20 protein-coding genes are annotated in these 26,553 nt (G+C 51.1%); all 20 read right to left on the minus strand.

Annotated features, from left to right (window positions below):
* Positions 1-98 precede the first annotated feature (98 nt).
* The 20 genes from J2X19_RS04755 to J2X19_RS04850 all read right to left on the minus strand — a co-directional run bounded on the left by J2X19_RS04755 (position 99) and on the right by J2X19_RS04850 (position 26,334).
* Positions 99-1,076 (minus strand): lysylphosphatidylglycerol synthase transmembrane domain-containing protein, encoded by a 978-nt coding sequence (locus J2X19_RS04755; protein WP_310371115.1) that lies wholly within the window; start codon positions 1,074-1,076, stop codon positions 99-101.
* Between the two features lie 8 nt (positions 1,077-1,084).
* Complete coding sequence (locus J2X19_RS04760; protein WP_310371117.1) at positions 1,085-1,771, minus strand: glycosyltransferase; 687 nt, start codon at positions 1,769-1,771, stop codon at positions 1,085-1,087.
* Position 1,772: 1 nt separating this feature from the next.
* On the minus strand, positions 1,773-2,981 hold the full coding sequence (locus J2X19_RS04765; protein WP_310371119.1) for an NAD(P)-binding protein: 1,209 nt from the start codon (positions 2,979-2,981) through the stop codon (positions 1,773-1,775).
* Positions 2,982-3,022: 41 nt separating this feature from the next.
* On the minus strand, positions 3,023-4,894 hold the full coding sequence (locus tag J2X19_RS04770) for an ArnT family glycosyltransferase (RefSeq protein WP_310371120.1): 1,872 nt from the start codon (positions 4,892-4,894) through the stop codon (positions 3,023-3,025).
* Positions 4,895-4,945: 51 nt separating this feature from the next.
* Positions 4,946-7,195 (minus strand): hypothetical protein, encoded by a 2,250-nt coding sequence (locus tag J2X19_RS04775; RefSeq protein ID WP_310371122.1) that lies wholly within the window; start codon positions 7,193-7,195, stop codon positions 4,946-4,948.
* A 25-nt stretch (positions 7,196-7,220) separates the two neighbouring features.
* Entirely contained in the window at positions 7,221-9,089 is a 1,869-nt protein-coding gene (locus tag J2X19_RS04780; protein WP_310371124.1) for a hypothetical protein, read from the minus strand.
* Positions 9,090-9,100: 11 nt separating this feature from the next.
* On the minus strand, positions 9,101-10,132 hold the full coding sequence (locus J2X19_RS04785) for a glycosyltransferase family 4 protein (protein ID WP_310371126.1): 1,032 nt from the start codon (positions 10,130-10,132) through the stop codon (positions 9,101-9,103).
* A 203-nt stretch (positions 10,133-10,335) separates the two neighbouring features.
* Positions 10,336-10,785, minus strand: coding sequence for a Rossmann-fold NAD(P)-binding domain-containing protein (locus tag J2X19_RS04790; protein ID WP_310371128.1), 450 nt, complete (start codon positions 10,783-10,785; stop codon positions 10,336-10,338).
* Positions 10,782-12,923, minus strand: coding sequence for a rhamnan synthesis F family protein (locus J2X19_RS04795; RefSeq protein WP_310371130.1), 2,142 nt, complete (start codon positions 12,921-12,923; stop codon positions 10,782-10,784). Before J2X19_RS04795 ends, J2X19_RS04790 begins: the two co-directional genes overlap by 4 nt.
* Positions 12,924-13,144: 221 nt before the next feature.
* Complete coding sequence (locus J2X19_RS04800; RefSeq protein WP_310371132.1) at positions 13,145-14,140, minus strand: glycosyltransferase family 2 protein; 996 nt, start codon at positions 14,138-14,140, stop codon at positions 13,145-13,147.
* Positions 14,137-15,069 carry an NAD-dependent epimerase/dehydratase family protein gene (locus J2X19_RS04805; RefSeq protein ID WP_310371134.1) on the minus strand — a complete coding sequence of 311 codons (933 nt, stop codon included), beginning with the start codon at positions 15,067-15,069 and terminating at the stop codon, positions 14,137-14,139. The genes J2X19_RS04800 and J2X19_RS04805 overlap by 4 nt, the downstream gene beginning before the upstream one ends.
* A complete protein-coding gene (locus tag J2X19_RS04810; RefSeq protein WP_310371136.1) occupies positions 15,066-19,244 on the minus strand; it encodes a rhamnan synthesis F family protein in 4,179 nt (1,392 codons plus the stop codon). Before J2X19_RS04810 ends, J2X19_RS04805 begins: the two co-directional genes overlap by 4 nt.
* Entirely contained in the window at positions 19,245-20,342 is a 1,098-nt protein-coding gene (locus J2X19_RS04815; RefSeq protein ID WP_310371138.1) for a DegT/DnrJ/EryC1/StrS family aminotransferase, read from the minus strand. It lies immediately after the preceding gene.
* Positions 20,339-20,749, minus strand: a complete 411-nt coding sequence (locus J2X19_RS04820; protein ID WP_310371140.1) for a sugar 3,4-ketoisomerase — start codon at positions 20,747-20,749, stop codon at positions 20,339-20,341. The genes J2X19_RS04815 and J2X19_RS04820 overlap by 4 nt, the downstream gene beginning before the upstream one ends.
* 2 nt (positions 20,750-20,751) lie before the next feature.
* Entirely contained in the window at positions 20,752-21,717 is a 966-nt protein-coding gene (locus J2X19_RS04825) for a GNAT family N-acetyltransferase (protein ID WP_310371142.1), read from the minus strand.
* Positions 21,714-22,640 (minus strand): glycoside hydrolase family protein, encoded by a 927-nt coding sequence (locus J2X19_RS04830; protein ID WP_310371144.1) that lies wholly within the window; start codon positions 22,638-22,640, stop codon positions 21,714-21,716. The genes J2X19_RS04825 and J2X19_RS04830 overlap by 4 nt, the downstream gene beginning before the upstream one ends.
* 3 nt (positions 22,641-22,643) lie before the next feature.
* Positions 22,644-23,321, minus strand: coding sequence for an acetyltransferase (locus tag J2X19_RS04835; protein ID WP_310371145.1), 678 nt, complete (start codon positions 23,319-23,321; stop codon positions 22,644-22,646).
* Positions 23,322-23,328: 7 nt separating this feature from the next.
* Entirely contained in the window at positions 23,329-24,087 is a 759-nt protein-coding gene (locus J2X19_RS04840; RefSeq protein WP_310371147.1) for a class I SAM-dependent methyltransferase, read from the minus strand.
* Positions 24,088-24,125: 38 nt separating this feature from the next.
* Positions 24,126-25,511 (minus strand): ABC transporter ATP-binding protein, encoded by a 1,386-nt coding sequence (locus J2X19_RS04845; RefSeq protein ID WP_310371149.1) that lies wholly within the window; start codon positions 25,509-25,511, stop codon positions 24,126-24,128.
* Complete coding sequence (locus J2X19_RS04850; protein ID WP_310371151.1) at positions 25,501-26,334, minus strand: ABC transporter permease; 834 nt, start codon at positions 26,332-26,334, stop codon at positions 25,501-25,503. Before J2X19_RS04850 ends, J2X19_RS04845 begins: the two co-directional genes overlap by 11 nt.
* Positions 26,335-26,553: the final 219 nt, after the last annotated feature.

Below are 26,553 nucleotides of genomic sequence, written 5' to 3' on the forward strand. Positions count from 1 at the left end.
CCTGAAATTTTAACCGCTAGATGCTTCGGATGCTATCAAACTAATGCTTTTGAAATAAAGAAACTACTTTTTCACAGAACTGGTGCGCCACTAAGCAACTAATGTGGGATATGGTGACTCTTTAGAAAGTACGGTAGGCCGAGTAGCCGGGAAAGTGCTCCGATGATTTGAAAAAGCAGACCGATAACGGCCCCGTTTTGAATAAGCAATAAATGTGACAGCAAAAAATCAAATGCTGCAGTCCCCAAGCCAAAACCCCCGGCAACACCAAAAATTCCACCAAATATGGCGAGTGGGAAAACTATAAATCCTTTCAATGGATCTATGGTGTCTCCGACTGCATAAGCAATAAAAAGCAATGCAGTACACCAAAAAATATGATTCAGAATAGAAAGTGCTAAACTTGCAATAAGTACCTTAGGATTTTCGCGTAATGCATTGAAAGAGCCAATCATTTGCTTTAAACGAAGCCCCCATGAATGGTCCATCAACCAACGGTTAATGCGACTGCTGTTGTAAAGACGGCGTGCTCCAGCAATCCGGAGAAAAATCAAGGGGCCAATTCCAGCTAAAAATGACAGGCCTACCACTAAAAGACGGGAAGGCAGGTCTACCAATAAATTCCATCCGATGACACTAACTATCGCAGCAAGTAAAAAAAGCCCCAATAAACCTACAACGCGATCTATTGCTACAGCCATGACCGCACGGGTTCGCAAGCCTGCACCAACATGTTCGGCCACATAACCGGCCTTCACAAAATCGCCCCCATTGGAGCTTGGCATGGCAAGATCAAAAAAAGAACCGATCATTGTCCAGCGCAATGCTTGAGGGTGAGAAACATCAATACCCTGGCTCGAAAGTATGATCTTGAAGCGATAAGAGACGATCCAGAACGGCGGTAAAGTCAGTAACAGTGCGCCCACAAGCCATGGCCAGGTTTTGGTTAATGCAATGATTACAGATATATCAATGCGATTGAAATAGATTAACAATCCTATGATAAAAAATGCAATTGCTAACTTAAACCATATGGAGTTTAAAATTCTACGAAGCATGCTAGGGGGATTATTCACATGCTTCCTTAATCGTTTCGTCGCAATTCAAACCACAAATAACCCAGCAAGCGTTTACCTGTCGGCCATATCTTGAAATGTGTCTCACCGTAACCCCGTGAGATTTCTTGCGTTGGGAATTCAACTCGCGATATTCTGAGTTTGTAGGAACGAACCACCATTTCGATGTCGATTGATAGCCCCACATCGAGAACTTTCATCCGTTTAAAGGCCTCACGTTTCCAGCCCTTGAATCCATGCAATACATCTCGTACCCACGGGCCTTCGCGACGCCAAACCAACGCGGCGGCAGCTGCAAGACCCATGACTGCCCATTTGCGTGGGCGGAAAAAGTGCGCATCTTCTTCGTTCACAGACCCCGGTAGTTGCCTGCTGGCGATCACGAGATCATTGCCTTTATCAAAAAGCGGCCGGAATTTGAGAAGGTCGCCCGTCGGTAATGTGCCCTTTGCGAAAAAGACGACTACCGCGTCCCCTGTTGCCACTTCATTAGCGTGAACGTATGCGGCATTCAATCCACGCTTGGGTTGGCGATGAACCTTGATGCCCTGGCTTTCCAGGTATTCAACGGTGCCGTCGGTACTGCCCCCATCAACCGCAAATACTTCATCGAACTCACTGATTGGCAGATTAGGTACGTCAGCCTGACAACCCTGTAACTCATTCCAAACTATCAAACACAAAGAAATTTTCACACTACGACCCAGTTTTCAGTTGATTGGCCATCTGCAGCGCTTCGGCCACAGCGACGTCGGAATTCATGTGTTCCCAGCGGCCCCAACGGCCCAGTCCGATCACACCATTAGCTTTGGCCCACGTCAAAATCTTCTCAACCGCTTCTGGCTTGCCGAGCGTGTTGATTGGATACGCAAATTCGTTATGAAAGCGAGGTCCCTGGGCGGGAGTCGAACGTGAGGCGTTAGCCTCTGTCCAGTAACCGCGCGCACCCGTTGAGAAATTAGAACGGAGCAACAAGCGATGGTGCGGAACCGACTCGTCTGGCTCGTAAGTCCAATGCGCCCTGCTGTCCAACGTCTCCTGATGATAATCGACGTCGATCGGTGCATTTTTCAGGCAAGAGATCGCCGCTTTGACATCTTCAGGAATAGGGCAGTAGCCTGGCCATAACGTCCAGGGAATGGACGACACGATGGTTTCTGCCTGCCAGCGGCCATTGACCGTGCGGGTGCCCAGATCGATCGTTTCCACCGTGCAATTGCTCACCAGCGAATCGCCTAGCGCCTCGCCCATGCGGCGCCACACTTCCCCGTAGCCGAATTTCTTTGGGTACAGGAAGGTGCCGTGGGCCGGTAGCGCTCCCATCGGCTTACCTTCCAGGCAACTCAGCAAGGTCTCCCGGAAAGAGACGTTGGGAAGCTTGTACAACCAATAGGTGCCCAGCGCGTCGGGGTCCATCGACCAGATCTTGCGGTTGTAGGGCAACATGTATTCTTGCGCAATGCGATCACCCAACTTCCAATTGATCCATGCGGCGAAGGACTCAGGCATCTCTTCACCACGGATGCAACCAGCCTGCGCAATCGACTCAAGGTAGTCAGCCTGAACCTCAGTAGGAAGTTGCCAAAGATTGGCTTCCAGCGGGTGGTCCACCTCGACATCGCGGATGCGGATTTTCGACACGCGATCGTAGAGGTCCCATTCTTCACGCGGCATGAAGCGGAACACGAAGTCCAGCACTTCTTTGCGCTTCAGGTCCAGAAAGTGACCGCCACCGATGTCCAGCGGGGCGCCGTCCACCATTTCGGACCGGCATAGGCCGCCGGAGACGGCTTCCTTTTCGACCACGAGGATCTGATCAAGTGGACAACCCGCATCGACCAAGGAATGGGCGAGCGTCAGCCCGCTGGGACCGGCGCCCAGAATGAGATATTTAATTTTTTTCATAATTTCGACCAAAAAACCTTAAATTTTAGAGTATCAGCAGCTCATCTCGCGGCCGTCTTGCGCCAAATGGATCCATTGCTCCAGCGAATAGATTCAGCGTCGGCCGTAATCGTCCCGGAAACACCCCAGTCTTGGACATAGATTGAGCCATCTCGTATAACGGCGAGGGCTCGAACACCCGTTTCGGTTGTAACCGTGACTGTTTTTTCATCACGCGCGTCGATTGCTGCTACACCTCCGCCAACTTTCCAACCCCCAGTTACCTCGGACGGTGAATGGATTGGCACGGTGAGAAAAGCCTTGTTCTGGAAGAAGGTGAACCGGCTTCCATCTGGCTGCTCGATACCGAGGTCATAAGCTGCATACCTCGGATCGTTTTTTAATATTTCTATGATTTTCAAATCAAGTCGGGACGAAAATTTTGGCCAATTCTCACCGCTCTTAAATAGAACGCCGCTGGAGCCACTCGTGTAAATAAAGTTCAGGGCTTTTTCTAACGACATATCAGGGTCTTCGTAATATGGCAAAGTTAAATAATGAGGCGCTACCCCAATTATTAACCCCTCGTAATCTAATAATCTTAGGTGGTAGTATCTGCCTCCTCCCAAAAATACAACTTTGTTGTTTGCCCATTTTTTGTCGAAATAGCCTCCGATGTGGCGTACTAATTGATCCGTTTTCCACTCCCTAGGATCTGGGGGTTGATCACTCTGTCTCAGCATATGTATACCCAAAACGTTCACGAAATTAGTGAACTGTCTCTCGCCCAGAAAGGCATTGCTGTACAAATAGGACGGGAGCAACAAGATCAAAAAGATAGCGCTACCGAAAATAAGAATCCTATTGGATTCAAGAGTATATGCGGCGGCGATGCCTGAGATAATAAAAATCGGGATCAAGGCCGGAAATAAATAACGCGGATCTTTTATTTCTCCAAATGTAGCCAAAACAAAGGGGATAAAGAACCAAGCCAACATCAAAAGGAAATTCCAATTTTTGAAAAAATATAGAAATCCTTTTATTTTTCCGGAAAGCCTGAGGCTGCCGAAAATAAATAAACAAGCTGTAATCAAGAAAACTGGAGAAATAAAAACGGAGCTCCAATAATTAATGATGGTTGAAAAATCAAATACGTCACCAAAACCATACAATTTCGCCAGTTCTTTGGATGACAAGAAAGTTGTCATCGAAAAAATGGGTTTGATATTATATAAATAATAGGGACACGAAATTATCGCCGTGATTACGCATGCTGGAAGAATTAATGTTGTCAATTCTCGATATGTCATCTCTTTCATTAAGCGTAGTAAAACAAGGCCGACCATTGGAAATACAAAAACAACAAACGTCACTTTCGTCAACAACCCCAAGCCAATGAATAAGCCTGCGGTAAACGACCATCGGACTTGTTTTGTCTGCTGTAGCATCAAGATGGAGTAAATGGAAGCACAAACCCATGCGGAAAGTGAAAGTTCAACCAAGAAGTTATGTGACAACATCACGGTGAGTGGATAGAAACCGAAAAAAGCGAAGGCAAAAAAATATGCTTTTTCGGTATTTATATTTCTACCTATCCGCTGAACAATCCCATGAATTGACCAAGCCAAAATAAGCCAGCTAAAATTTAGACTAATAACTGCAGCATCCAGGCTTATTTCAAAAAAGTAGAATGCGGGCTGCACGAGCATGAGTATTAAGGGAACCCGCCCCCTATCGACATTGAAAACGGCGGTACAGAAATTCCAAAAACCACTTTCCTGCAGAACATGGTGCAAACCGGCAGACTGATACAAATACAAGCCTTGATCCCAGGCAGGTGGACTGTTGTCCAACAAAGACCAGCGGATGGAAAGTACAAAAAAAACGAACAACAATATTGAAGATGCACGCCGCCACGTCAATATATATTTCAAAATTTATTTCCTTTTTTGACGAATGACTTATAAAGCGAAAAAGTTATCAATTTAAATCCTCCGTAGCCGAATGTTCTGAATGACCGGAACATCCTTGGTTCCCTCTGCAGGCTTCAATCTGAAAGAAAAAAGTGTGATATCTTTTTTCTTTAGAATAATCGAAAATGGTGCATCTTGATTAATAGCAGCCATATCAATGGCACCGACGTCGGCCCACCGAACGCCATCCCAGCTCACTTGAAGATAGAACACTCGCTCGCCCTGTTTGCGCCCCCATTGCTCCCAAAAATCCAAACTCACCTCAACGTTGGTTGGTCTCTTGAATTCAACTTCATAAGAAAAAGCACCGTTTCGATTAGTTTTGTAAGAAGCAAGATCGCTTCTGATGTCAGGATGGGAATAAACGGCGTCACCGCCATCGATCAACCCATAATTGGCTACCCAATCACTTGGTATCGCGACATGATCGGTAAAAAGCTTATCCACAACTACACCTCGCCCAACTACGAGGGAGGGGTCTTTTTGGCCTAAATCCACCGAAAAATCTTCTGAAAATGTTGTTGCGATCTTCAGGGCATCTCTCTCAATGCGACGGGAAAAATTATTCGGTTCAAATTCTGCATAATTATGAAAAATCTTGATCCACTCTCCATTTGGATCAAATTTCTCTAGACTTAAATTCGCCATAACAATAACGTTTTTGGCATCAATGGTTTTTTTTGCCATGGGATAGGCCCATTCAGAATCACATGACAAGCTCCGAATCAAACCGTTCAATGAGTCAGATTTGCAATGACTCACCATAGCGGAGTATTCAAATCCTAGAAAATCAACAGAATAAGACTTTGCTGTCCAGTAAATTCCCCAGGGCGACTCAAATAACTCTCGTCTTTCAAAAGATTCCATTTTTGGCCCCAGAACAGAGCCATCACCCAGGCCTTCCCAGTATTTTGAATCACTGGCAACAAAAAATAAAACAGATTTATTTTTATTTTCTGTCTTCTCAGAAGTCATTTTCGCCTGCAGCAATGCCGTGGTTAGTTTTGCATCAATTTTTCGCTGCTTCGTCAGAACAACCGCCTGAAATTGCCCAGATAGTGCTAGGAATGCCCCTAAGGCGATGGCATACCCAATGCGTTGATAACCTCGCGAAGGCCATGACAACAGATTTAGGACTTCTGCCAATAAAATGGATATTGCAATGGCAATTAATGTTAATGGTATGTAGCCATAGCGCCGCGGCATGATCGGTGCCTTTTCCCCCAAAGTTACCGAAATTAGTACATAAAGAGAAAATGAAGCAATAGCGACAAGCAGCAAGCCTGATGCAATATGTATTTCTATCTTTTTTTCGCCTGGGATATCTTTTTCTTTTGCAATGCACAACAGAAATGCTATGACCAAGAATATTGCTAAGAGCCCTCCCCACCACAATCCTTCGCCTGAAATGTCAGCGATCTGTCGCGCGAAAGACAGATAGATGGAGTATATGGACAACCACACGCTGTCGAAAACTTTCGATATGTCAAAATTATTGACCTGAAAGGAAAATCGCTGCGGCAGATTATTGTCCCGGATGAAAAATACCCAATTTAATCGATGCAGAAAGAGCGCTGCTAAAAAAGCCAACAATGCAAAAATCGCAAATTTCCTGACGGCTGTTTGTTTGGGAAAAATAGATAGAAATAGCAATGACAGTAGTGCTGCTGGGAGATGCATCTCACCCGTTAACGCACAGGCAACCCCCAGTCCAGTAGGGATCCAAAAATAATAATTACGCTCTCCCGCATATATGGCCAAATATACTGTAAAAATCCATACTTGAAATGGAAAAATCAAGTAGGAGTAATGATGAAATGTCCATGTGATAAAAAATGGCGAAACCAACCATGCGAGCGCAACAAAAAGAGCCATGGGCTCGGATGTTTTGAGTTTCCGAAAAAAGCGGATGAGTAAAAGTGAAGTCAATATTTGCGATATTGAAATCAGAACTGGATAAATTAAACTTTTCCCCCCGAAAATACTCCAGATACTAAATTGCATCAATCTCGAGAGTCCGTAGGTTCGATATTCTCGGGAAAGATCCCCTCCGGTAAAAATTGTCACTGCAGCTCGGAGCCATCCTTCACCGGTCACGATATCAGAATAGTGTCTTGGAATATAAAGGTCATCGAAAATGACGACCGAATTCTTTACATACGAAAAAACCAGGAATACACCAACCAACAACAGTAGAACGTTTGACTTCCTTTCTTTCTCCTTGCCAAGGAAGAAAGAATGAAATATATTTATATTTTTCATGTACAAATTCTTTGAATAATTTAATTCAAAGTTTCTTTTTTAAATTACCTAACAAAACAAAAAAACTCAATACCCCGGCGCACATAAACGATGGAATAACCGGCATCAGGTATCTCGCCTGCGTACCATTCCACGAACTGGCATCCAGAATGGCCAGTAGCCCAATGCGCGCGATGATCATGGCGCCCATCAGAAACACCAATGGTGTCAGGCCGTGGGCCTGTCGACGAACCAATAACGCATAGCAGGCTACGACGGCAATGAACAAGCAGCACAAATAGCCAAGAACGGTATAGACGCTCGCCAGCTTGGGGAGGAGCCGATTGGCACGTTGCTGTACGGTATCGACCTCTAACTGGTCAACGCCCAGCAGCAGCGGCGTGGGGCCCCGAATAGTGGCAGTCTTCCCTACAGCAAGCGCTGCAAGATCCACGGCGCCTTGGCGCCCATCTGGCATTTGCACGACTAGCTCTCTAAATGCCAGATAGCCGCGCTCCGTCAGTTTGAAGCTGAATGCATTCGGCACATCTGAGCGCAAAGGTCCAAGCGGCTGCCAAGCGGGTGGAGCATTCGACGCCGCCAAGCCGATCAGCGTCCCTTGCGGGGCAACCACCCAACCAGTGACCGCTGTACGCGGCAAGGTCCCTCTGCGACCTGTCATAGCGGCATATCGGTCGAACTGATCTACAGATGCATTTTCGGACGGAGTCTCGACGTACTCGAACTTAGGCTGTACCAGCAGCCGAGCAACGCCGCCAAGTGAAGCGGGCAGGTCGGGTAGCCATTTTGCGTAATCTGGGTCTACGAATGAAGCGATCATCAGACGTTTTTTGAGCCGCCCAACGACGAAGGCCTGTTGCAGCTCGGCTGCGACCGAGGAATATTTGCTTTCTGCCAGCCGCGCGTTCTGATGCCAGCCCGAATGCGCTGCCACGTCACGTAGCGCCCAGTAGAACCAGCCATTGCCGACCTCGCCCGGAGCCGCCACATAGGGCTTGGCAATGGCGACCCACTGTTGACCGACGTCTCCCTCCATGGCCAACTGCAACTCGCGGAACGTGGGACTTTCACGGAAAGCCAGCATCATCATCTCGCGCGTGACCGTGATTTGTTTGGGTGTCGGTCCCGTATCGATGCTACTTAACGCCTCCATTGCACTTTTGTAGCCCGGCGCGGCAAGCTCCTGACTGACCCAGACACCCCATTTCAAGTAGTTACCTGCCGACAGCACACCTCCCAGAAAAAGGATGGAGACCAGTGGCAACGCCAGCAGAGGTGCCACCTGGGTGGAACGGCCCTGGCTGCTCCACCAAACGTCGCGCTTATAGAGCGACCAGCAGGCCAGCAGACATAAGGGCGCTAACAGTACGATGCCTTCGGTGCGCGTGTAGTATGCGAGCGAGAAGCCGAGGCCATACACCACCCAGGCGAGGCGACGGCCGGGCGATGGCGCCTCAGCCCGGCGATTCCACAGTTCGATGCCGGCCGCGAGTACCGCAGCGCTTAGCACGGTCAACAGAGTTTCTGCCAACGCGCGGTCGAAGATGCGGATGATGTAGGGGTGAAACGCCAGGATGGCGAACAGCACAAACCCCGTCCATGTGGATCGAGTGAGCCGGCCAATGGCATACGCCAGATAACCGCCTGCCAGAAGCCAGCCGACATCGATCGCCAGTCGCGCTTGCATACCAAACATCTTCAGCATGGTCAGCCACGCCGAATATACAGGGAGATGGATCAATGTCATCTCGTTGTAGTGACCACCCCAAACCCGATTAAATGCGTTCTCGATGTACCAATACTCGTCATGCGGCGAGTTCAGCGCTAGGATATTTCGATCACCCGTTAGGTAAAGGCGGAGCATCACAACGACCGACACCAGGAGCCACAACATGCGCCCGCGTTTCATGGCTGCCCACCCGCCAGTGCTGCCAATCCTTCGGCCATGCGGGCGGCTTCGCGCTCCCACGATGTCGCCTCCGCAAACGCTGCGCCAGCGTGCCGTATACGCTGTGCCACGGCCGGCGTTTCCAGCACCTCCACCACGGCGTCTACCAGGCTCTGGATATCGGGGTCGGCTAGTTTGGCATTTTCATCGTTGAGCAACCACTGTGTATAGGGGGCACGATTGCTAATGACAGGCACACCACACGCCATTAATTCAAGCGGCAGCAGAGAAAGATTAGAGCAGGAGAGAACTAACGCCGCGTCGCAGCGCGCGTATAGCGCGGGTAGTTTGTCGATTTCCACCAACCCGGCGTACTCGCAAGGAAAAGGGATGTCATAACCCCTCACGTCCCATCCTGCCAATACAACCCTCATTTGCGGCACCCGCTTTGCCACATCTCTTAGTACAAGAATGCCCAACTCAAATGCACGACGAGGTGTCGGTGGACGAGCATAGAACATGACTCGGTGAAAGCCATCGCCACCGCGTAGCTCTGGCATAGGGCGATATAAATCACGATCATATGAGAACCCAATAGAGCGTGTACGAGCGCCATGCTCTTGGTGCAACTTCTGTGCGAGCCAGTCGCCTGCAGTGAAAGCAGCAAAGCCAAAACGGTACGTAGCCTCCGCGAGCATCGCGTTACTGCCTGCGGGGTAGAACCACGGTTCGTAATCCTGCACGAAATAACATCTCTGCTTACAAGATTGAAAGCGTCTGACGTAGTAAGCCGTCTGCCAGGATGTGGCCATTGCAAAATATGCGGCTGGCGTAGCGTCATCGGCCCCAAGATGTACCGAGGCCTTAAGGGGGAAGAACCATTTTTCGATATCCCGCTTCGCGGCTGCGGCTGAAGGTGGTGATGGTTGGCCTACGATGACAATCCGATTCGTATAGCCTAAATCCTCTAAATTCTTAATGAATCGAAGAATATTTAGGTGCCCACCCGATCCCTTGCCAACGGGAGGAATAAACCAGTTGATGGTCATCGGAGGCACACATTGTGCTAACGACTCCAATCCAAAAAACGCCCCCAACAACTCGTCGTAAGGACGGGTCACAGAAGCTTTACCTAAGAACCTGCCTCCCTCTCTAAGGCGCCTGCGAAGAAGACGGGTTAACGCGCCCCACCCATTCTGCTGACCATACCGTACGGCTTGCACTAATTTTCTCGACATATTGGCGGCGGCGCTCATTTTCTTAAAAACTGCTTCATGTATGCAGCGGTCCGGGTAGTCCCGTTTTCGAGTGCCACCTCTGGTGCCCACCCCAGCTGGTTAGTCGCTAAATTGTTGTCCAGCACGCTCATTGGTATATCGAATCGGCGTCCCGGTAGGTAGCGCCGTTGCAGCTGTAGCACCAACTCCTGCATACTGATGAACGTACGCCGTTTGGTCCCTGTTTCTGAGCTGATGTTGAATGCGCAGCGCTGCCTCAAGTAGTGCAACATCACCTTAGGCAACGGCAGCATCGCCATCAAGTTACTCCGCGCGTCGCAGATTGGGTCATCGCGCGTCGTGAACGCTCCGGATGGCGCCATCTGGGGTCGCTCAAAGATGCGCAACGCATGCCCATTGCGAAGTAACCGGTCCGCGATCGGGGATCCAGCGAAGCCTCCGTCGTCAAATATCGTGATCTTCATCGAGTCAGGTCCGTCACGTGGCTACTTGCACTGCGTAACCGCAGCGGAGTCAGTCCCAAAGCAAACAACCGTTCCACTGCGTGCAGCCTCGTGCCGTCGTAGGGCAATGGTTCTTCCGGATAGTCTGCGTAAGTCCATCCCAATCGCATTAGCGGCTCCAACGCCGCCGTTTGAGCCCAAAACATTGACCCTACTGGAAAGTTGAAGTGTTCCGGCAGCGCCTGAACACCTAACCTCGGTGCGAGCAATTCAGTCTCCTGCCGGTTAACCGTCAGCCCCAGAATGTGCGGATCGTCTGGGAACACCATGCCAATAGAGGTGTCTGCTTGCATCGCCGCCAAAATAGCATCTGCCATCGATCCTGCCGCCGCGCTGCCGAGCAAGTTCTCTAGCAAGAACTGATACCACGACTGCCCCATGCGTACATCCTTCACGTCTGCACTTTTCTTCGTGTGCAAATGACCGATGATGTCGTACTGCCCCAGCAATTTCGATGCAAATGTGGTCAATAACGGTCCGATGTCTCGCCCACGGTTGGGCACTAACTCCACCGCTACCACCTTCCCTGCATAAGCCTTTAACTCTTGAATGGCCGCATTACGTACCTCCTCAGAGTTGACGCTCACAAACAAGTCCGGCCGGACGTGGTTGTGCTTCAACCTTTCGAGAATCTGGACGAGGAGCTCCGGATAATGCACGTGCAGATGCAAGGCCACACGTGATTGCCCCATCACTACTGGTCGCTGCTCTACGCCCGATTCGATCACCTGGTAGTGCCAAGGCCCCTCAGGTCGACCAGCTCTTAAATAGTCAGCAAATGGGTCGGACGTCTTCGCAGTCAATCCGTGCTGCTCCAGGTAGATGCCGGGGTGAAATCCGGGCTGTGGTTTACGCCGGCCAATCCCACTCGCCCACGCCCGTACGTAAGCGCGTACCTCTGCTTCGACCGTTCGCCCTTGTGCGTGCGGTGGGCAGCAGAAGTCACGCTGGAATAGCCCGGAATCCAAAATGGTCTGCGTGTCCGCTTGTTCTTGACGGTTGCGCTCGCACACGTTTTGAGCCAATGACTCCAAGCGTGCTACGTAGTCTTCCATTTGGAAGAAGGCACTGGACGCTATACGCGTGAGATCAGCCACGGCCGCCCGCTCTTGGGGCGATCGTGCTAAAGCTCGAATTTTTTCGGCCATCTCCCCGCAATCTAGGTATCGTGCCACGCAAGCGTCCTTCAACCCACTTTCGATGAGAAAGTCTGCAATCCCGGTCGTCTTGTCAAAACACAGAACTGGCACTGCATGCACCATGGCATCAATCGCGACGTTAGGCAGAGGGTCGAGTCTTGACGACAGCAGCAGTAAGTCTGCTTCTTCGTAAGCCGCTTCGATGGCCGTTGTCTCGTCGATGAACACCACGTGATCTTGCAGATTAGCGCGCCGAACCTGATCAGCCAGATACACCGAATAGTTCACATCGTGCTCCGGGTCGTAACCCTTGCCGACCCAGACAAACCGGTATTGCACCCCATCTGGTGACCCCAGCACTCGCGCGGCGCATTCGATGAATAGATCCACCCCTTTGCGTAACTGCACAAACCCCGCCCCCAGCACAACAACAGTGTCCTTGGCTAGATGTGTGGGCCTGATCAGCTGCCGAATACGAATACTCTCGACTTGCTGATGCTCTGCGCCAAACTCACCGACCGGCACTAGACATCGCCCCTGTGGCAAGATCTGCGCCGAACGCTTGCCAAAATCCGGGCATTCGATCAGCGCGTTCTCCATGGTGACTCTAGCGGAGAACACTACATCGGTAGACCACAACAACGTATCCCTGAACGCAGATCTCGGCCGCGTGTAAGACGCAAATTCATGGATCAGGCTGATTGTTGGCACGAAATGCTGGGCCAGCGCTGGCAACACTTCACGTGACTCTATGCTGTTAATTAGCGCATATTTGAATTTAAACCGACCACATAGATCCTCTAGAACCTCCTGGACCAGCACCGAATGTCGCCGTATCTCCGACGAGATAATGGTGATAGCTCCCGCCTGACGAAAGGACTCAGATAGTATTCCTGGCTCTAGGCACAGCGCGACCACGTTGTAGCGTTTAATGCAATGCTGAACGATGTTCAGGCTCAATATCGGAGCTCCAGTTCTTGAGGCCTCATGGCTGACTATCAAAATAGTCGCACGCTCTTTTTTAAAATTACCCTCAGTAACTTCGATCTTTGGAGGGTTAAAAACCCTACCGAACAATCTGCTCTCGTGCAGTAAGCGCATGTGGATAAGACGTGCCAACGCACTCCAACCGTTTTGTCTACGGTATCGAACGGCTACCAAAAATTTACGCAACACAACGTTCATTCCGCGTGTTTCAGAGACGATATGGCCAGAAGTCGCTGGTCTCTTGACAGCCAACGCTGTATCGGTCTTGGTATGCGAGAACCCTGACTCCCCAAGAAGTATCCCATCACGCGCATGAAATTACTCACAGGCATGGCAGCAACTTGTCTCCAATGGCTCTTGTAGAGTTTTGTTTTGTAGGCAAAACGAACGTCTCGCAGAGTGAGGCCGACAAAGGCACGCAACGCATGCCGTAGGCCCGTGCCGTGCTGATAGTCGAACAGTCGACGCAGCGCATACGATTCGTCAAAGCTGCGTTGAAAGCGCTCGACAAAGCCATAGTCGTGGGAGTGGGCTACGACGGCGTCGGGCGCATAGGCCTTGCGGTAGCCGGCCTCGATGATCAACCGCGCCCAAGCCTGGTCTTCCGCAAAATCGACCTCGGGGTAGGGGATTTCCTGCCAGACTGTCCGCCGCAGCAAGGCATTGTTATCCGAGAAGAAATAAAGATACTGCCGGTAGCCCTCTTCGTTTGCATAGCGCACCGGGTCATCGAGTTCCACCACGGGCCGCGCCAAAAAACCCTGAAAGTGCGTCACCAACTCCTGCTGTGTGAAGATTGTTGCCTCAGGATAGGCCACATGCCGGCCAAAGACCCCGGCAATCCGCGCGTCGGCTTCAGCCGTCTTGAGTAGCTCTGCGAGCCAACGGGAATGCAAGGGCAGTGCGTCGTGGGTGATCATGGCGATGAACTCACCCGTGGTGTTGCTGATGGCGAAATTACGCGTCTTGCCATGACCAAATTCGCGCGATTCGATTTCGATCAGCCGAATCTGCGGATATTGCCGAACCAATTCGACAGTGCCGTCGGAAGAACCGGAGTCTACGACAAGTACCTCGAATGCACCGTCAATCTCCTGGCGCACCACGGCGTCCAAAACAGCCTTCAAGGGGAGACCCGCATTCTTGGTCGGGATGACGATTGAGGCCTTAAAAGGCATGAAAACACTCATTTCTCAATCAAACGCCGCATGTACGCCGCCGTTTGCACAATACCTTCTTTTAGGCTGATCTTTGGTGACCAACCCAACTCGTTGCGGGCCAGCGTGTTGTCCAGAATGCTGACGGGTACATCAAACGCGCGCCCTGGGCGGTAGTTTCTCACCATCGGTGTCCCCAATACCTGCTCAATCAATCCAATGACGTCGTTGAGACTAGTGCCTTGACCCGAGCTGATGTTGAACACGGATTTCGGACCGTTGTAGGTCACTGCTTTTGCAAAGGCGTCCGCCACATCGCTGACGTATAGGTAATCCCGCGACACGCTGCCATCGCCCCAGATCTCAATCGGTTGACCCTGGATGGCCCTACTCAGAAACACTGCCACCGCACCTTGCGCGGTTTCCACGCGCTGCCGATTGCCGAAGGGATTGGACACCCGCATGATGTTGGCCTTGATGCCATGTAGGCCCTGGTACATCAGGAGGTATTTCTCGATCGCCAATTTGGTGATGCCGTAAGACACCAGAGGCTCGGTCGGATGCTTTTCATCGATCGGCAGGTAGCTCGGATTGCCATAGACCGTGCCGCCCGATGAAATGAAAACGATCTTCTTGATCTTCTGCGCCACCATTGCGTTCAACAGCTGGAGGGTGGCCACCAGGTTGCTCTGCACGTCGTAGATCGGATCGTCGTTTGAACTCTTGGGCAACGTGGTCGACACCAGGTGCAGAACCACATCCACGCCGTTGATAGCGGTGCTGACGTCATGCACACTCATCAAGTCGCCCGTGAGCCATTCAACCTTTTCATCGGCAGCGAACGCGCGATACGGCGCCACGCGAGGGCGTTCGAACACACGCAGTTCGTGACCATCCTGCAGCAGGCGGTCCGCAATGGCCGAGCCGATGAATCCACCGCCGCCAAAAATAGCAATCTTCATCGTGATACACCGTGGATGTTCGTGGCTGCGATTTTCCAGCCACCAGACGGCAACGCCAGCGCGACCAAGCGCTCCAGGGCGTGCAACAAACTTCCGTCATAAGGAAGCGGCTCTTCAGGATAGTGTTCCCAACTCAATTGCAGATCAGCCATCGGCTTCAAGGCGGCCGTTCTGGACCAGAACATGGTTCCGACAGGGTAGACAAAATGCATGGGAATGCTGGTGATGCCCATGCTCTTGCCGACGGCGACCGCGATGTCTCCATTCTTTTCGATGCCGGTGATATATGGGTCGTCCGGAAAGACCATGCCAATGGACGCATCTTTCTGCAAACGGCCGATGATGATGTCCATCATCGGCCCGGAGGCGCCGCCAATCAGGTTTTCCATCAAAAAATGGAACCAGGTCTTCCCCATGTTTTCGTCTTTGACATCCTTGCTCTTCTTGGTGTGGATGTGGCCCACCAGGTCGTAGGACGTCAGTATTTCCGGCAGGAAGTCCGTCAAAAATGGGCCGATATCCCGGCCACGGTTTGGCACCACCCGCATCGCAGCCACGCGGCCAGGATAGGTCGCCAGATATGTCTTTGCCAGCTCGAGCGCTGCCTCATCTTTGACGCTGATGAACAAATCCGCCCGTCGCTGATTCAGGCCCAGACGCTGGATGATCTCTGGCAGCAGGTCAACATAGTAGGCATGGACGTGCAGCGCCAGCCGCAGGCCATCGTGGGCTAAGGTGACCGGCCCATCGAGGGGCGTGATCACAGGGTAACGCCAGGCCCCATCAGGCTGGCCAGACTGCAAATAGTCGGCCAATGGATCCGCGCCGGACGCGGCCAGACCATGCAGTTCCTGGTAGATGCCCGGGTGGAACCCGGGGAACGGCTTGCGCCGCCCAATGCCGCTGGCCCAGGCGCGCACGTAACGACGCGCTAACTGTGATGAGGAGAGTGCATCCGGGTAGCAGGCCACATCGGAGCGCAACACCTCTGCGGCAAGCACAGCCTGGTAGTCACTTTTTTCGCGTAGCGTGCGTTGGCCAACCGCATGGGCAAGCGCCTCAAGATTCTGAACGTAGCGCTCCATGTCGAAATACTGCAGCGCCGCTTCGCGGCATTTAGCACCAACCTCTTCGAGCAAACCGGGCACGGAAGCGAAACGAAGAATTTTCTCGGCCGCATCGGTGGTATCCAGGTAAGCGGCGACGCAGGTTTCCGCTAGCCCGCTGGCCTGCAGAAAGTCGGCAATGCCTGTGGTTTTGTCGAAGCAGACCACAGGCACACCGACTGACATGGCATCAATTGCCACATTGGGCAGAGGATCCAGCCGCGAGGAAAGTAGTAGCACATCCGCCTCGTCGTAGGCCGCCTCAATGGCAGAAGTCTCACCGAGAAAGGCGACGTGGTTTTCTAGCCCGGCTCGTCGGATCTGGTCATGCAAGTAGACGGAATAGGCAACGTCATGGTCTGGGTCATAACCGCTGCCGATCCAGACAAAGCGAACTTTGCGCACTCCGGCTAGGCGCTGGACACGTGCTGCACATTCGAGAAACAAGTCCACGCCCTTGCGCAACTGCACAAAACCGGCGCCCAACACTACCAGAGTGCCCTCATCGAGCCCCCCAGGCCGCATCAGCCGGCGTAGTTTTGTCGTTTCTTGCTGCTCCGCTGCGGTGTTCTGCGTTGAAGCCGGCAACAAGCACTTGCCCTGGGGCATGACATGGACCGCCACCGCATCTAGATCGGGGAAGGTTGAGAACGCATTTTCCTTAGTTACGTTGGCAGAAAACACCACCTCGCTCGACCAGAACAAGGCGTCTCCGAAAGCACTTTTTGGCCGGGTGTATGACGCAAACTCATGCACCAGGCTAATGGTCGGCACAAAATGCTCAGCCAGAACCGGCAGCAGGTAACGCGACTCGATGCTGTTGACCAACGCAAACTTGAAATCGAACCCTTGGCATAACTGACTACCTACATGATGCGCCACAAAAGGATTACCACGCACTGAGGGCGCGACACAAACCGTTGCGCCAGTGGCCTTAAAGGCGTCGAGCAGGTCTCCACCTCCTAGCAGTAGCGCCACAACGTTGTACTTCCTGACCAGCGATTGCACCAAGTTGAAGCTTAGGATAGGGGCGCCGGTGCGCGATGCCTCGTGACTCACCACGAGCACCGCCTCTCGTCCTGTTACGAACTGCGAGCTCTTTGAAAAATCAACCGCGGGGAGTGCCCAGAGCCGGCCTTCGTTGCGGCCATGCAGCAAAAAGTGATCACCCGCGTCGACACCGGCCGCAGCCAAATCCGGATTCAACTTCAGATAGGTTGCGCCATCGAAACTTGGTGGTAGGTTCTTTTCCGCCACTAAATAGCGCTTCACCCGCATTTTGACCCCCCGCGCAATCCCGGCCCGCGAAATCAAATGGCGAATATTTAAGATTATTGGACGTTTTTTTCGTAGGTCCGATAGCATTCGGATCGGTTTCGTGATGCGCCAACTCGTCGAGCTGCGTAGGGCCGACACCTCGCTGGTCAGCCCATAAATACGCTCGCCATCGGACTGTGCTTTGGCCTTGGCGGCAAGCATGCTATTTGCCATGGCGGCGACTTGCGTCTCCAAATGTGCGACCTGGCTGCGCTGTATGCCAAGATCAAGCTCCAGCACCCGCGCTCCCCGCTCCGCTTGCTCCCATTGCGCACTCAAGGTTTGCGATTGCACTTCGTACTTGACCAGTTCCTCGCGCTGCGCATCGATTAAACGCACCTTGGATTGCAGCCCGAGTTCCTTGACTCTGAGTTCGTCCAGAAAGCGCTGAAAAAAATTTTCGCGGTAGACACGCAGTGGTGGAATTAGCTGTGCATCAACGGGTCGGGAGAAGTCACAACAACGGACCAGGACTTGTTCATCATGGAATTTCTCATAATGAGATTTCGCCATTGCGGAATGCAAGCGCAATACGTCGGCATCGAGCCCTTCAATGGCGTTCAAAAACTCTGCCTCGTCGCGCCAGACCAAGGCGCCCGGGTAAGCGATATCCACGCCTCCGTGAAACCGCGAACGATAGCTCTCGTGCATAAGAAGAGGTGTGCCCACCGCCATGGCTTCAAGCGTCGCCTTGCCCCCGCCAAGAGGAAACGAAGAGATGTAGAGGTCGACCTTATGCTCCACCAGCGCATTCGCTACCGAGTCTACCCACGGCACATGGATGAAATTCTCGGCGGGCACGTCCAGCGCAACCAGGTCAGCGAGTAGTCTTTCCCGCTGCTCTTCATGCATTTCACCGATGTGAACGTGAACACCTCGGCTACGAGCCAACAACTGTGGAATCAGCGCCCAATAGCTATACAGGTACGCACCCTGCTCGAACTTCTCTGGTCGGCCGCTGGAGCACGTCACCAAGCGGCCTTCGCTCATGAAAGGGACGCTACGCGGCCGAACGGCCTCTAGATTCACCGTCAAGGGCCAGTAACGATTTCGCGCATGACCCAGCTCATTCTTGCAGTGGAAGTAGCCCATCTGATGTGGGTCCACATGAATGAACTCCGTGGTCGCAGCACCCAGACTCAAATGGTGATCACCATGGTGGACAAACACCACCTCCTGGGCCCAACCCGACGTCTTTGCGGCAAAGGCAGCCGCAACACCCAGGGCATCTTGATTGTGGGTGAGCAGAACCAGATTTTTAATTGGTCGCGAGTAAATCAGTTGAAGAATATTCGAAAATTTTTCTTCTTCGTCACGGCCCGTTAGTACGTCCACTGGGATCTGATGTCCGAGTGAGAAGTCGGCAGAAAGCTTAGAATCCAGTCGCGAAAAACAGTCGGTCAGCACGAGGCTGACAGGGCTGTCAAAGAGATGTAGCCGAACGATATCCTTGATAAGTTCGTTGTGTCCCCCGGTTTTCGATATTTCGCTCGCCAGGATCAGCGTGCCAGCCCGTGCCTCTACCTGCTCGGTCACTAAGTTGCGGGCTTTGGCCTCACCAATATGCTTGCACAAGAGGTCCAGTTCGGGACTAACAAATACCTTCGCCACCGATGCAGGGTCGAAGATGATGTCTTCTGCAAAAGTTCGAACGGCTTCGAGTGCTTTACCAAACTCCCTCTTCCCCACACTCGCATATACATCCGATTTCAGCACAGAAATCAGACCTTTTCTCTGTTCTACGACTTGCATTTAAATGGCATCAATCAGTTTCTGGCAAACGTAGTCAATTTCGTTTGGCGCCAGATGCGGCCCCATGGGCAGGCTCAAAACGTGCTTAGCCATACGCTCGGCAAGCGGAAAATCACCGCGACGCCACCCCGAAGAGGCATATGCCTCTTGCAGGTGGGGCGGAATGGGGTAATGGATCAAGGTGCCGATCTGGGCGTCAGTGAGATATTTTTGCAACGCATCGCGCTGCGGCGCTTCGATCACAAACTGATGCCAGACAGGCTTGCATGTCTCCGGCACATATGGCAGCTTCAAGGCTGTTTTTTGCAGCGCATGGATATAACGTTCAGCGGCCAATAGACGCCGTGTATTCCATGCCTCAACAACTTTCAGTTTCTCGCGAAGAAAAGCCGCATGTAGCTCGTCCAGGCGCGAATTAAATCCCTTCACACTGTTTTTGTATTTTATTTCGGAGCCGTAATTCGCCAGCACTCTGACTTTTTCGGCAACTCCGGCGTCATTGGTGGTGATGGCCCCGGCATCCCCCAACGCCCCCAAATTTTTCCCCGGATAGAAACTGAAACCAGCAGCATCTCCCAGCGAGCCTGCAGGACGACCTTTGTACTTCGCGCCATGGGCTTGCGCCGCGTCCTCTATGACCTTTAAGCCGTGCTTTTGAGCGATAGCATTAATCGGATCCATATCAGCCGTCTGACCATATAGATGTACCACGAGGATGGCTTTGGTTTTCGACGAAACGGCAGCCTCAATCTTGGCTGGGTCGATATTGTAGGTTCGGTCGTCTGGCTCGACGGGGACAGGCGTTGCACCAGCATATTCAACGGCCAGCCAAGTGGCGATGTAGGTGTTCGACGGCACGATCACCTCGTCACCGGCGCCAACATCGTAAGCGCGCAACAGCAAATGCAAAGCGTCTAGGCCATTACCGACACCGACGCAGTACTGGGACTCACAGTACCCTGCAAACTCGGCCTCAAACGCTGAAACCTCTTGACCGAGGATGTACCAACCGGATTTCAATACCCGCGTGAACGCGGTCTGCATTTCATCGGCCAGCTCTTCATGCGGTGCCTTCATGTTCAGCAGCGGAACTCTCATGCTTTTTTGGCCTCGGCTAGAAATTTAGTATGGTCACGAATGTAGTCAGCCTCATCAAAATACGCGGATGTCAAAACCATGCAGACGGCGCCTGACGAGAAGTTATCCAAAAAGCTCCAAATCATGGGGCATACATAAAGACCATAATGGGATCGGTTAAGCGTTATTCTTTTTTGCTGGTAGCCGTCGTCTAACACCACATCAAAGCTTCCCGACATGGCGACAATGAATTGATGCAAGGTTTTATGCGCATGGGATCCGCGATCAGACCCGCCGGGAACATCGTACAAATAGAAAACCCGCTTAATATCAAACGGGATATGCTTTTCGCCTTCAATAAATGACAAGTTCCCACGCGGATCAGTGATTTTAGGAAGTTCGATCAAATTACATTGTTGAATAGACATGGTCACAATCCCTCAGCTGATCGCAATGTATAAAACTCATGAACAACACCGCCCCCACCGAACTCTGACTTGAATTCATACAAGCTATTGTTCAGGATCGTCCCGCCCTGTTCATTGCTGGTACCAAAATCAAACCAACGACACCCGGCCTCGATGGCCATGGTGATGCAGTTGTCAAAAATGGCATCGAGCGCAGACAATCGATAACCTTCAGCACTGGAGGCGATGTATTGGGCGTGATGCACACTGGGGGTGTTGAACAACAACACGCCAGCAACGATTTTCTGCTGCCAACGGGCGACGACGCAGCGGACGTTTTGCGGGAAACGCTCCGCAAGAAGGCTGATCTCCGCCAAACTATGAACAGGCACAGCTTGGTGTTTGCGCTGCAGATTGTCAGCCAACACCTCCCAAAGAGCAGGCAGAAAGGTGTGCCCCTCTGCCATTTCAACCCCGGCCGCAAGCGCCTTTCTTAGACCGCGCCCTCGCCTGGAACTGATTCGCAGTCGCTGCTGCAAATCGATCGTGCAACTGAGATCAGCACGCACCCTGACCGCCCCCAACCGAAACAGCGCGTATAAGTCGTCCTGTGCAGGTGCTCTGTGGTAAATCGCGGGCACAGCTTTGTACAAGATTTCCTGAAAACCCTGTTGCCGGTAGTAGGCCTGAATTTGCCGCAGAGACTCCATGGCAGAGCTCCCCTGCAGCTGCCCGCAATGAAGCAGGCCGCCATAGGTGATACCCGGGTGGGAAATGATGCACTCACGACGGACAGGGTCAGACGCTGCTGGAAACAGACCAACCCATTTCTTGTCGCACTCCAGAATCAATGATTGATCGACAAAGCGATCGCCGTGATAGGACAGAAATCGGCGAGTATGCAGAAAGGTTCCCTGCAAGGCTTGGCCGCAGTAGGAATCCCATGCGTCGGCATCCCTGGCCTCGAAAGGCCGCACCTGGATCGTCATGCGGTCTCCAGGCGCGCCACGGCAAAACCTTGAGATCCAAAGTTATTGCCGTTGTAAAACAAATAGGTCTCGCCACCTATTTCGAAGGGCACCGCGTACATGATGGCTTCTGAATCAAAGCCTGTGGGCGAAACATCAAGATTGAGCTGCTTGTCCATACGTTGCCAATGTCTACCATCGACAGACGTGGCATAACCCAAGCGGTAAGCCCCCAAAGATCTGCGCCGTATCGAATAGAACATTTGATACGTGCCATCCGCCTTTTTCGAAACATGGGGCCGACCAAAACCATGTTCGTCTGGATCGGTGATTTCCATTTGAACCTCGCCCTTCGATGGCCAATGAAGTCCGTCTTCAGACTCCGCATAACGGACGTCGTAAATCGGCATGTCTTTTCCATCAACTTCCGCCCAAGCGCTCCCCGCGATATACCAAAGACGAAAGAGCCCAGCATCCTGAATACAATAGGGGCCACATCGAAAAAACAATTCGTCCGCAGTGCGCTCCAAAATAGGCGTCTGCGAATGCCGAACAAAGGACTCACCACCATCAGTACTGATGGCCAAGCCAGTTAATAACCGATACCGAATCCGGGTACCCAACTCGAAGCCGGCGTAGTACATCAGCATGCGGCCATCATCCATTCGAACGACAGAACAGGCAGCAACGCCATTCTCATCAAAGGTTCCAGGTTTTCCCACATCAAGTAGCGGCGTTTGGGACACTCGCAAAACCTTCAATGGATCCTTAGAACTGATATCCACGTAACCCGGCCGTCCTACGCCCAGAGAGTCACAGCACGTGACGAAAACACGCACGACATCTGGACTTAACTGGATCGGCGTGGGCAACATGGCATGGGAGTGAGCCCACGGTAACGATCCATCAGGACCATAAATCAGTCCCATTTTTTCCCAACGCATACCTTAGTCCCTCAGCTTGAAAAAGCGCGGGGCTGACACCTTAGCCACCTCTGACTGCTTCGTCACGAACAAAGCACCTGCTTCGGTGCTTTTCATAATGGTTGAACTGGGGCCGATCCAATTGTCACATCCAATATCGACGTTATTGGCAATGGCGGCATTGACGCCGATAAAACAATTTTCACCAACATCGCAAAAACCCGAAATCACCACGTGCGAGGAGATAAAACAGTTACTGCCTATTTTGGAATGGTGCCCAATGTGATTGCCACTCCAGAGCACAACGTTGTCACCAATGCACACAAAGGGCTGCACTGTGTTGTCTTCAAAGATAAAGCAATGCTCGCCGATTTTTACATTTCTCCAGACAAAGGCACGAGAGCTGACATAGGACGCCAACCTAAAACCCTTGGTTTTGGCAGCCTGCGCCAACCGAGAACGCAGGCGATTGAGTTGGGTATACACCACGGCCACGTAAATCTCATGCGTATCTGGATCGAAGCGGGTTTCCAAGGTCTCAAATGACACAACAGGCAGACCACGCATTTCCTGGTTCTTGAGATATGCCTGCTCGACGCTAAATGCTACTACCTCGTACTCAGAGTCCTCATCAAAATACTCATGTGCTACTTCGGCAAAAGCGGAATCGCCAACGATGATCAGTTTTTTTGTTTTCACCATGTTGTTCTCAAGGTCGGACAATCAAAATATCTTCTCTTCGATTTGACATAGGCAAATTTTTTGCCTGTGGCAATAAGAATGCATGAAATCCAGCAGAACGCGCCCGCTGCACGATGCTCATCATGATTGAATCATCGATCTGCTTTGCTTCAATCTTATTGAATTCAATGTTTGGAATATCATTTGAGTTCGTAAACTCTTGATGGCTTTTAATTCCAGTTTCACTAGAAAAAAAACGTTTCCTCATAGAGATATTAGGTATGTCCCCAATCAGAATTCGACCACCCGGGGCTAAGAGCTCAAGCGTCCGATCGAGGAAATCAAATATATTCCCCTCGGCAAATACATACTGAATGACAGAATAAACAATAGCAGCATCGACACGCCCCTTCAACTCCTGCAGAAGGTCAGGGCAGTCTGGATATCGGGCGGGAAATTTCCTGATCAATGGTGATCCACTCTCCGGCAATTGACTCAGCATTTCAAACGAGTCAAGCAAAATAAGTTTCTGATTCAATTTACTTGCACTCTGAATCAGCAGATTTGGCAGAGTACTGCAGCCGCAGCCAATATCAAAAACAACCGAGTCACGCTGCAATAAGGCGGGCATTTTTAGTTGCACATCCTCAAAAATATGCTGCTCGTACAAATCGCGATACGCGTCAGGAAATCCTATCTTTTCGAAAGACGATAATTCTTGATTCAGCGCCATTGCCTGAAAATCCTCATATGTCAGATTTTCAAAAAACTTATAGTCCTTAGGCATGGAAAATCCAAAAAAAACTTACTAGATTCAAGATAATCTCAGGCAAGCGCAATATGATCAGTTGACGCCGAAAATACACCTGCTTTTTTTATTTGAATTTCCATTTGCTTCCACACTAGCCCGGGGAAAATATCGTGAGTGTCACTACCAAAACTACTCTGAAAGGTGATGGCATTTTCAATAACATCAATATATTCATGTGCCAAATTTCGCTCAACCATATTTTCCATACCCAATGTAAGTGTGTAGGTACCTTGTGCCAACACATTTTCACCGGAAACTTCCACGATGAAAGCCTGGCCGGCTGGCAGACTAGGGACGTGACAATTTCGGTAGTTGGTGGTCATAGAGCTGATGACTTGATTGCCTTTTAGGTCTCGAAAAGAAAACCCAAAAACCGGCCGCTCTATATAGCTTTCGGAGAAAACAGAGAACCTGATAACAAATTTCTCGTGCAGTTGCAACGTCTCAAATGGCTTTCCCTGCTCATTCAAGAACAACACATTTCTAATATGGGCTCTACCATCTCCATAGCGACGCCAGCCTTTGACGAATGAGATATGCGGCTCCATAGAGAGCAATGGATCCTCGAGCTTGGCGGTTTCAGTTACTACGCGCTCATTCGTTGTCGGACGCACTTTAGCGAGGTGGCTATTGATCGTTAAATGTGCTTCCGCCACATAATTTCCAATAATTTGTTCTGGATCGCCGAAAGCCTTGGACTTTCCAGCGTCCAACCACAGAACCTTTTGGCAAAGGTTCCGCACGCTAGAGGTATCGTGGCTTACAAACAGAACAGTAGCCCCATCGTCCATAAGGCGTTTCAACGCCATCATGCATTTTGCCTGGAATGCAATATCTCCCACCGCTAATGCTTCATCAACGATCAGCACGTCAGCATCCACATGGATTACTACAGCAAAGGCCAAGCGGACGTACATGCCCGATGAATACGTTTTGACCGGTTGATCCAGAAAATCACCGATATCGGCAAAATCGGTAATGTCATCAAAGCGTGCCGCTATCTCCTCAGAACTCAGTCCTAGAACCCCGGCATACATCTGAATATTTTCACGACCGGTAAATTCACCGTTAAAACCCGCACCCAGTTCCAGCAGAGCCGCGACGCGACCAATTATTTCAATCGACCCACTCGTTGGCGCCAACGTTCCACAAATTATTTGCAGTAGGGTTGACTTGCCGGCACCATTGCGCCCAATAATTCCTACTGTTTGGCCTTTTTTGATTTCAAACGATAAGTCCTTGATTGCCCAAAATTCGCGAAAATACTGCTTGACCAAGCGACCGATTAGGGCCTGTAAGCGGGGTAGAAGAAATTGTTTTAGTCGATCTCTTGGCGCGTTATAAATTTCGTAACATTTACTAAGATTTTTAACGCGAATCACAATATTGTTAGAGGACATCCGCAAAGCCCTTCTTGGTTTTTTGAAACCAAGCGTAGCCTGCCCAAGCTATCGCGGTAGCCGCGGCGGTGTACACACTTAAGCCCGCCCAGTTTGGCATATGTCCCCAAATCAGCACTTCACGTGCCTGCTCGATTATGAATGTCAGAGGATTGGCCATGATGTATGGCCTAAATCGCTCCGGAACAGCGGATACCGGAAAAAATACAGGCGAGAGGAACATCAGAACAGTCGTAAATACGCCGATAGTTTGGCCGATATCACGCAAAAATACACCTAAAGATGCAAGCATCCAGGCAATACCGGTGGCCAGGATTACGAGGGGAAGCAGCACAAACGGGGTTAAAGCTGCAGTCCAATACACGTAGCCGTTGAAAATAGCAAATGCCATGAGCAATACGCCGAGGCTTACTAGGCTATGAAACAAGGCCGCTCCTGTTGCGACAACGGGCAAAATTTCTACGGGAAAAACTACTTTTTTGACGTAGTTGACGTTGCCCACTATTAAGCCCGGAGCGCGATTCAAGACTTCGTTGAACAAGTTCAACACAATCATGCCTACAAACAGCAATACGGCGAATTGGGTCTTGCTGTCGTTTCCGCCTTCCCCGCCCCAGCGGGATTTGAAGATCTCAGAGAATACGAAGGTGTAGACAACCAGCATGAACACTGGATTGAAAAACGACCATGCCATACCGAGTGCTGAACCTTTATAGCGGCCCAGCACTTCGCGCTTGGTCATTTGCAGAATGAGTTGGCGATGAAGCCAGAGGCTGCGTGCCAAAGCTGCAAGCGAGATGGGATGCGCAGCATGCGGATTCATACAAGCGGCATCTTAGGCGTAGAGGGGAGAAAGCCGGATGGGCGGATGGGTGTGGGGGGCTCTGGGTAAAAGGGCTCAAGCGTGCGGGATAGCGGAAGACTCATTGCGGCGAAATTTCTTTAAGAGAATGGGATTCAACCATCTGCACATCCAGTGTCTATATTGTTTTTGCTTGTTTATGGCTGCTTTGGAGCATGGCTCATTAAACCCATATGGCAC

Origin of the sequence: Rhodoferax ferrireducens (assembly GCF_031458075.1) — a bacterium.
In the GTDB taxonomy this organism is placed as follows: domain Bacteria; phylum Pseudomonadota; class Gammaproteobacteria; order Burkholderiales; family Burkholderiaceae_C; genus Rhodoferax_B; species Rhodoferax_B ferrireducens_A.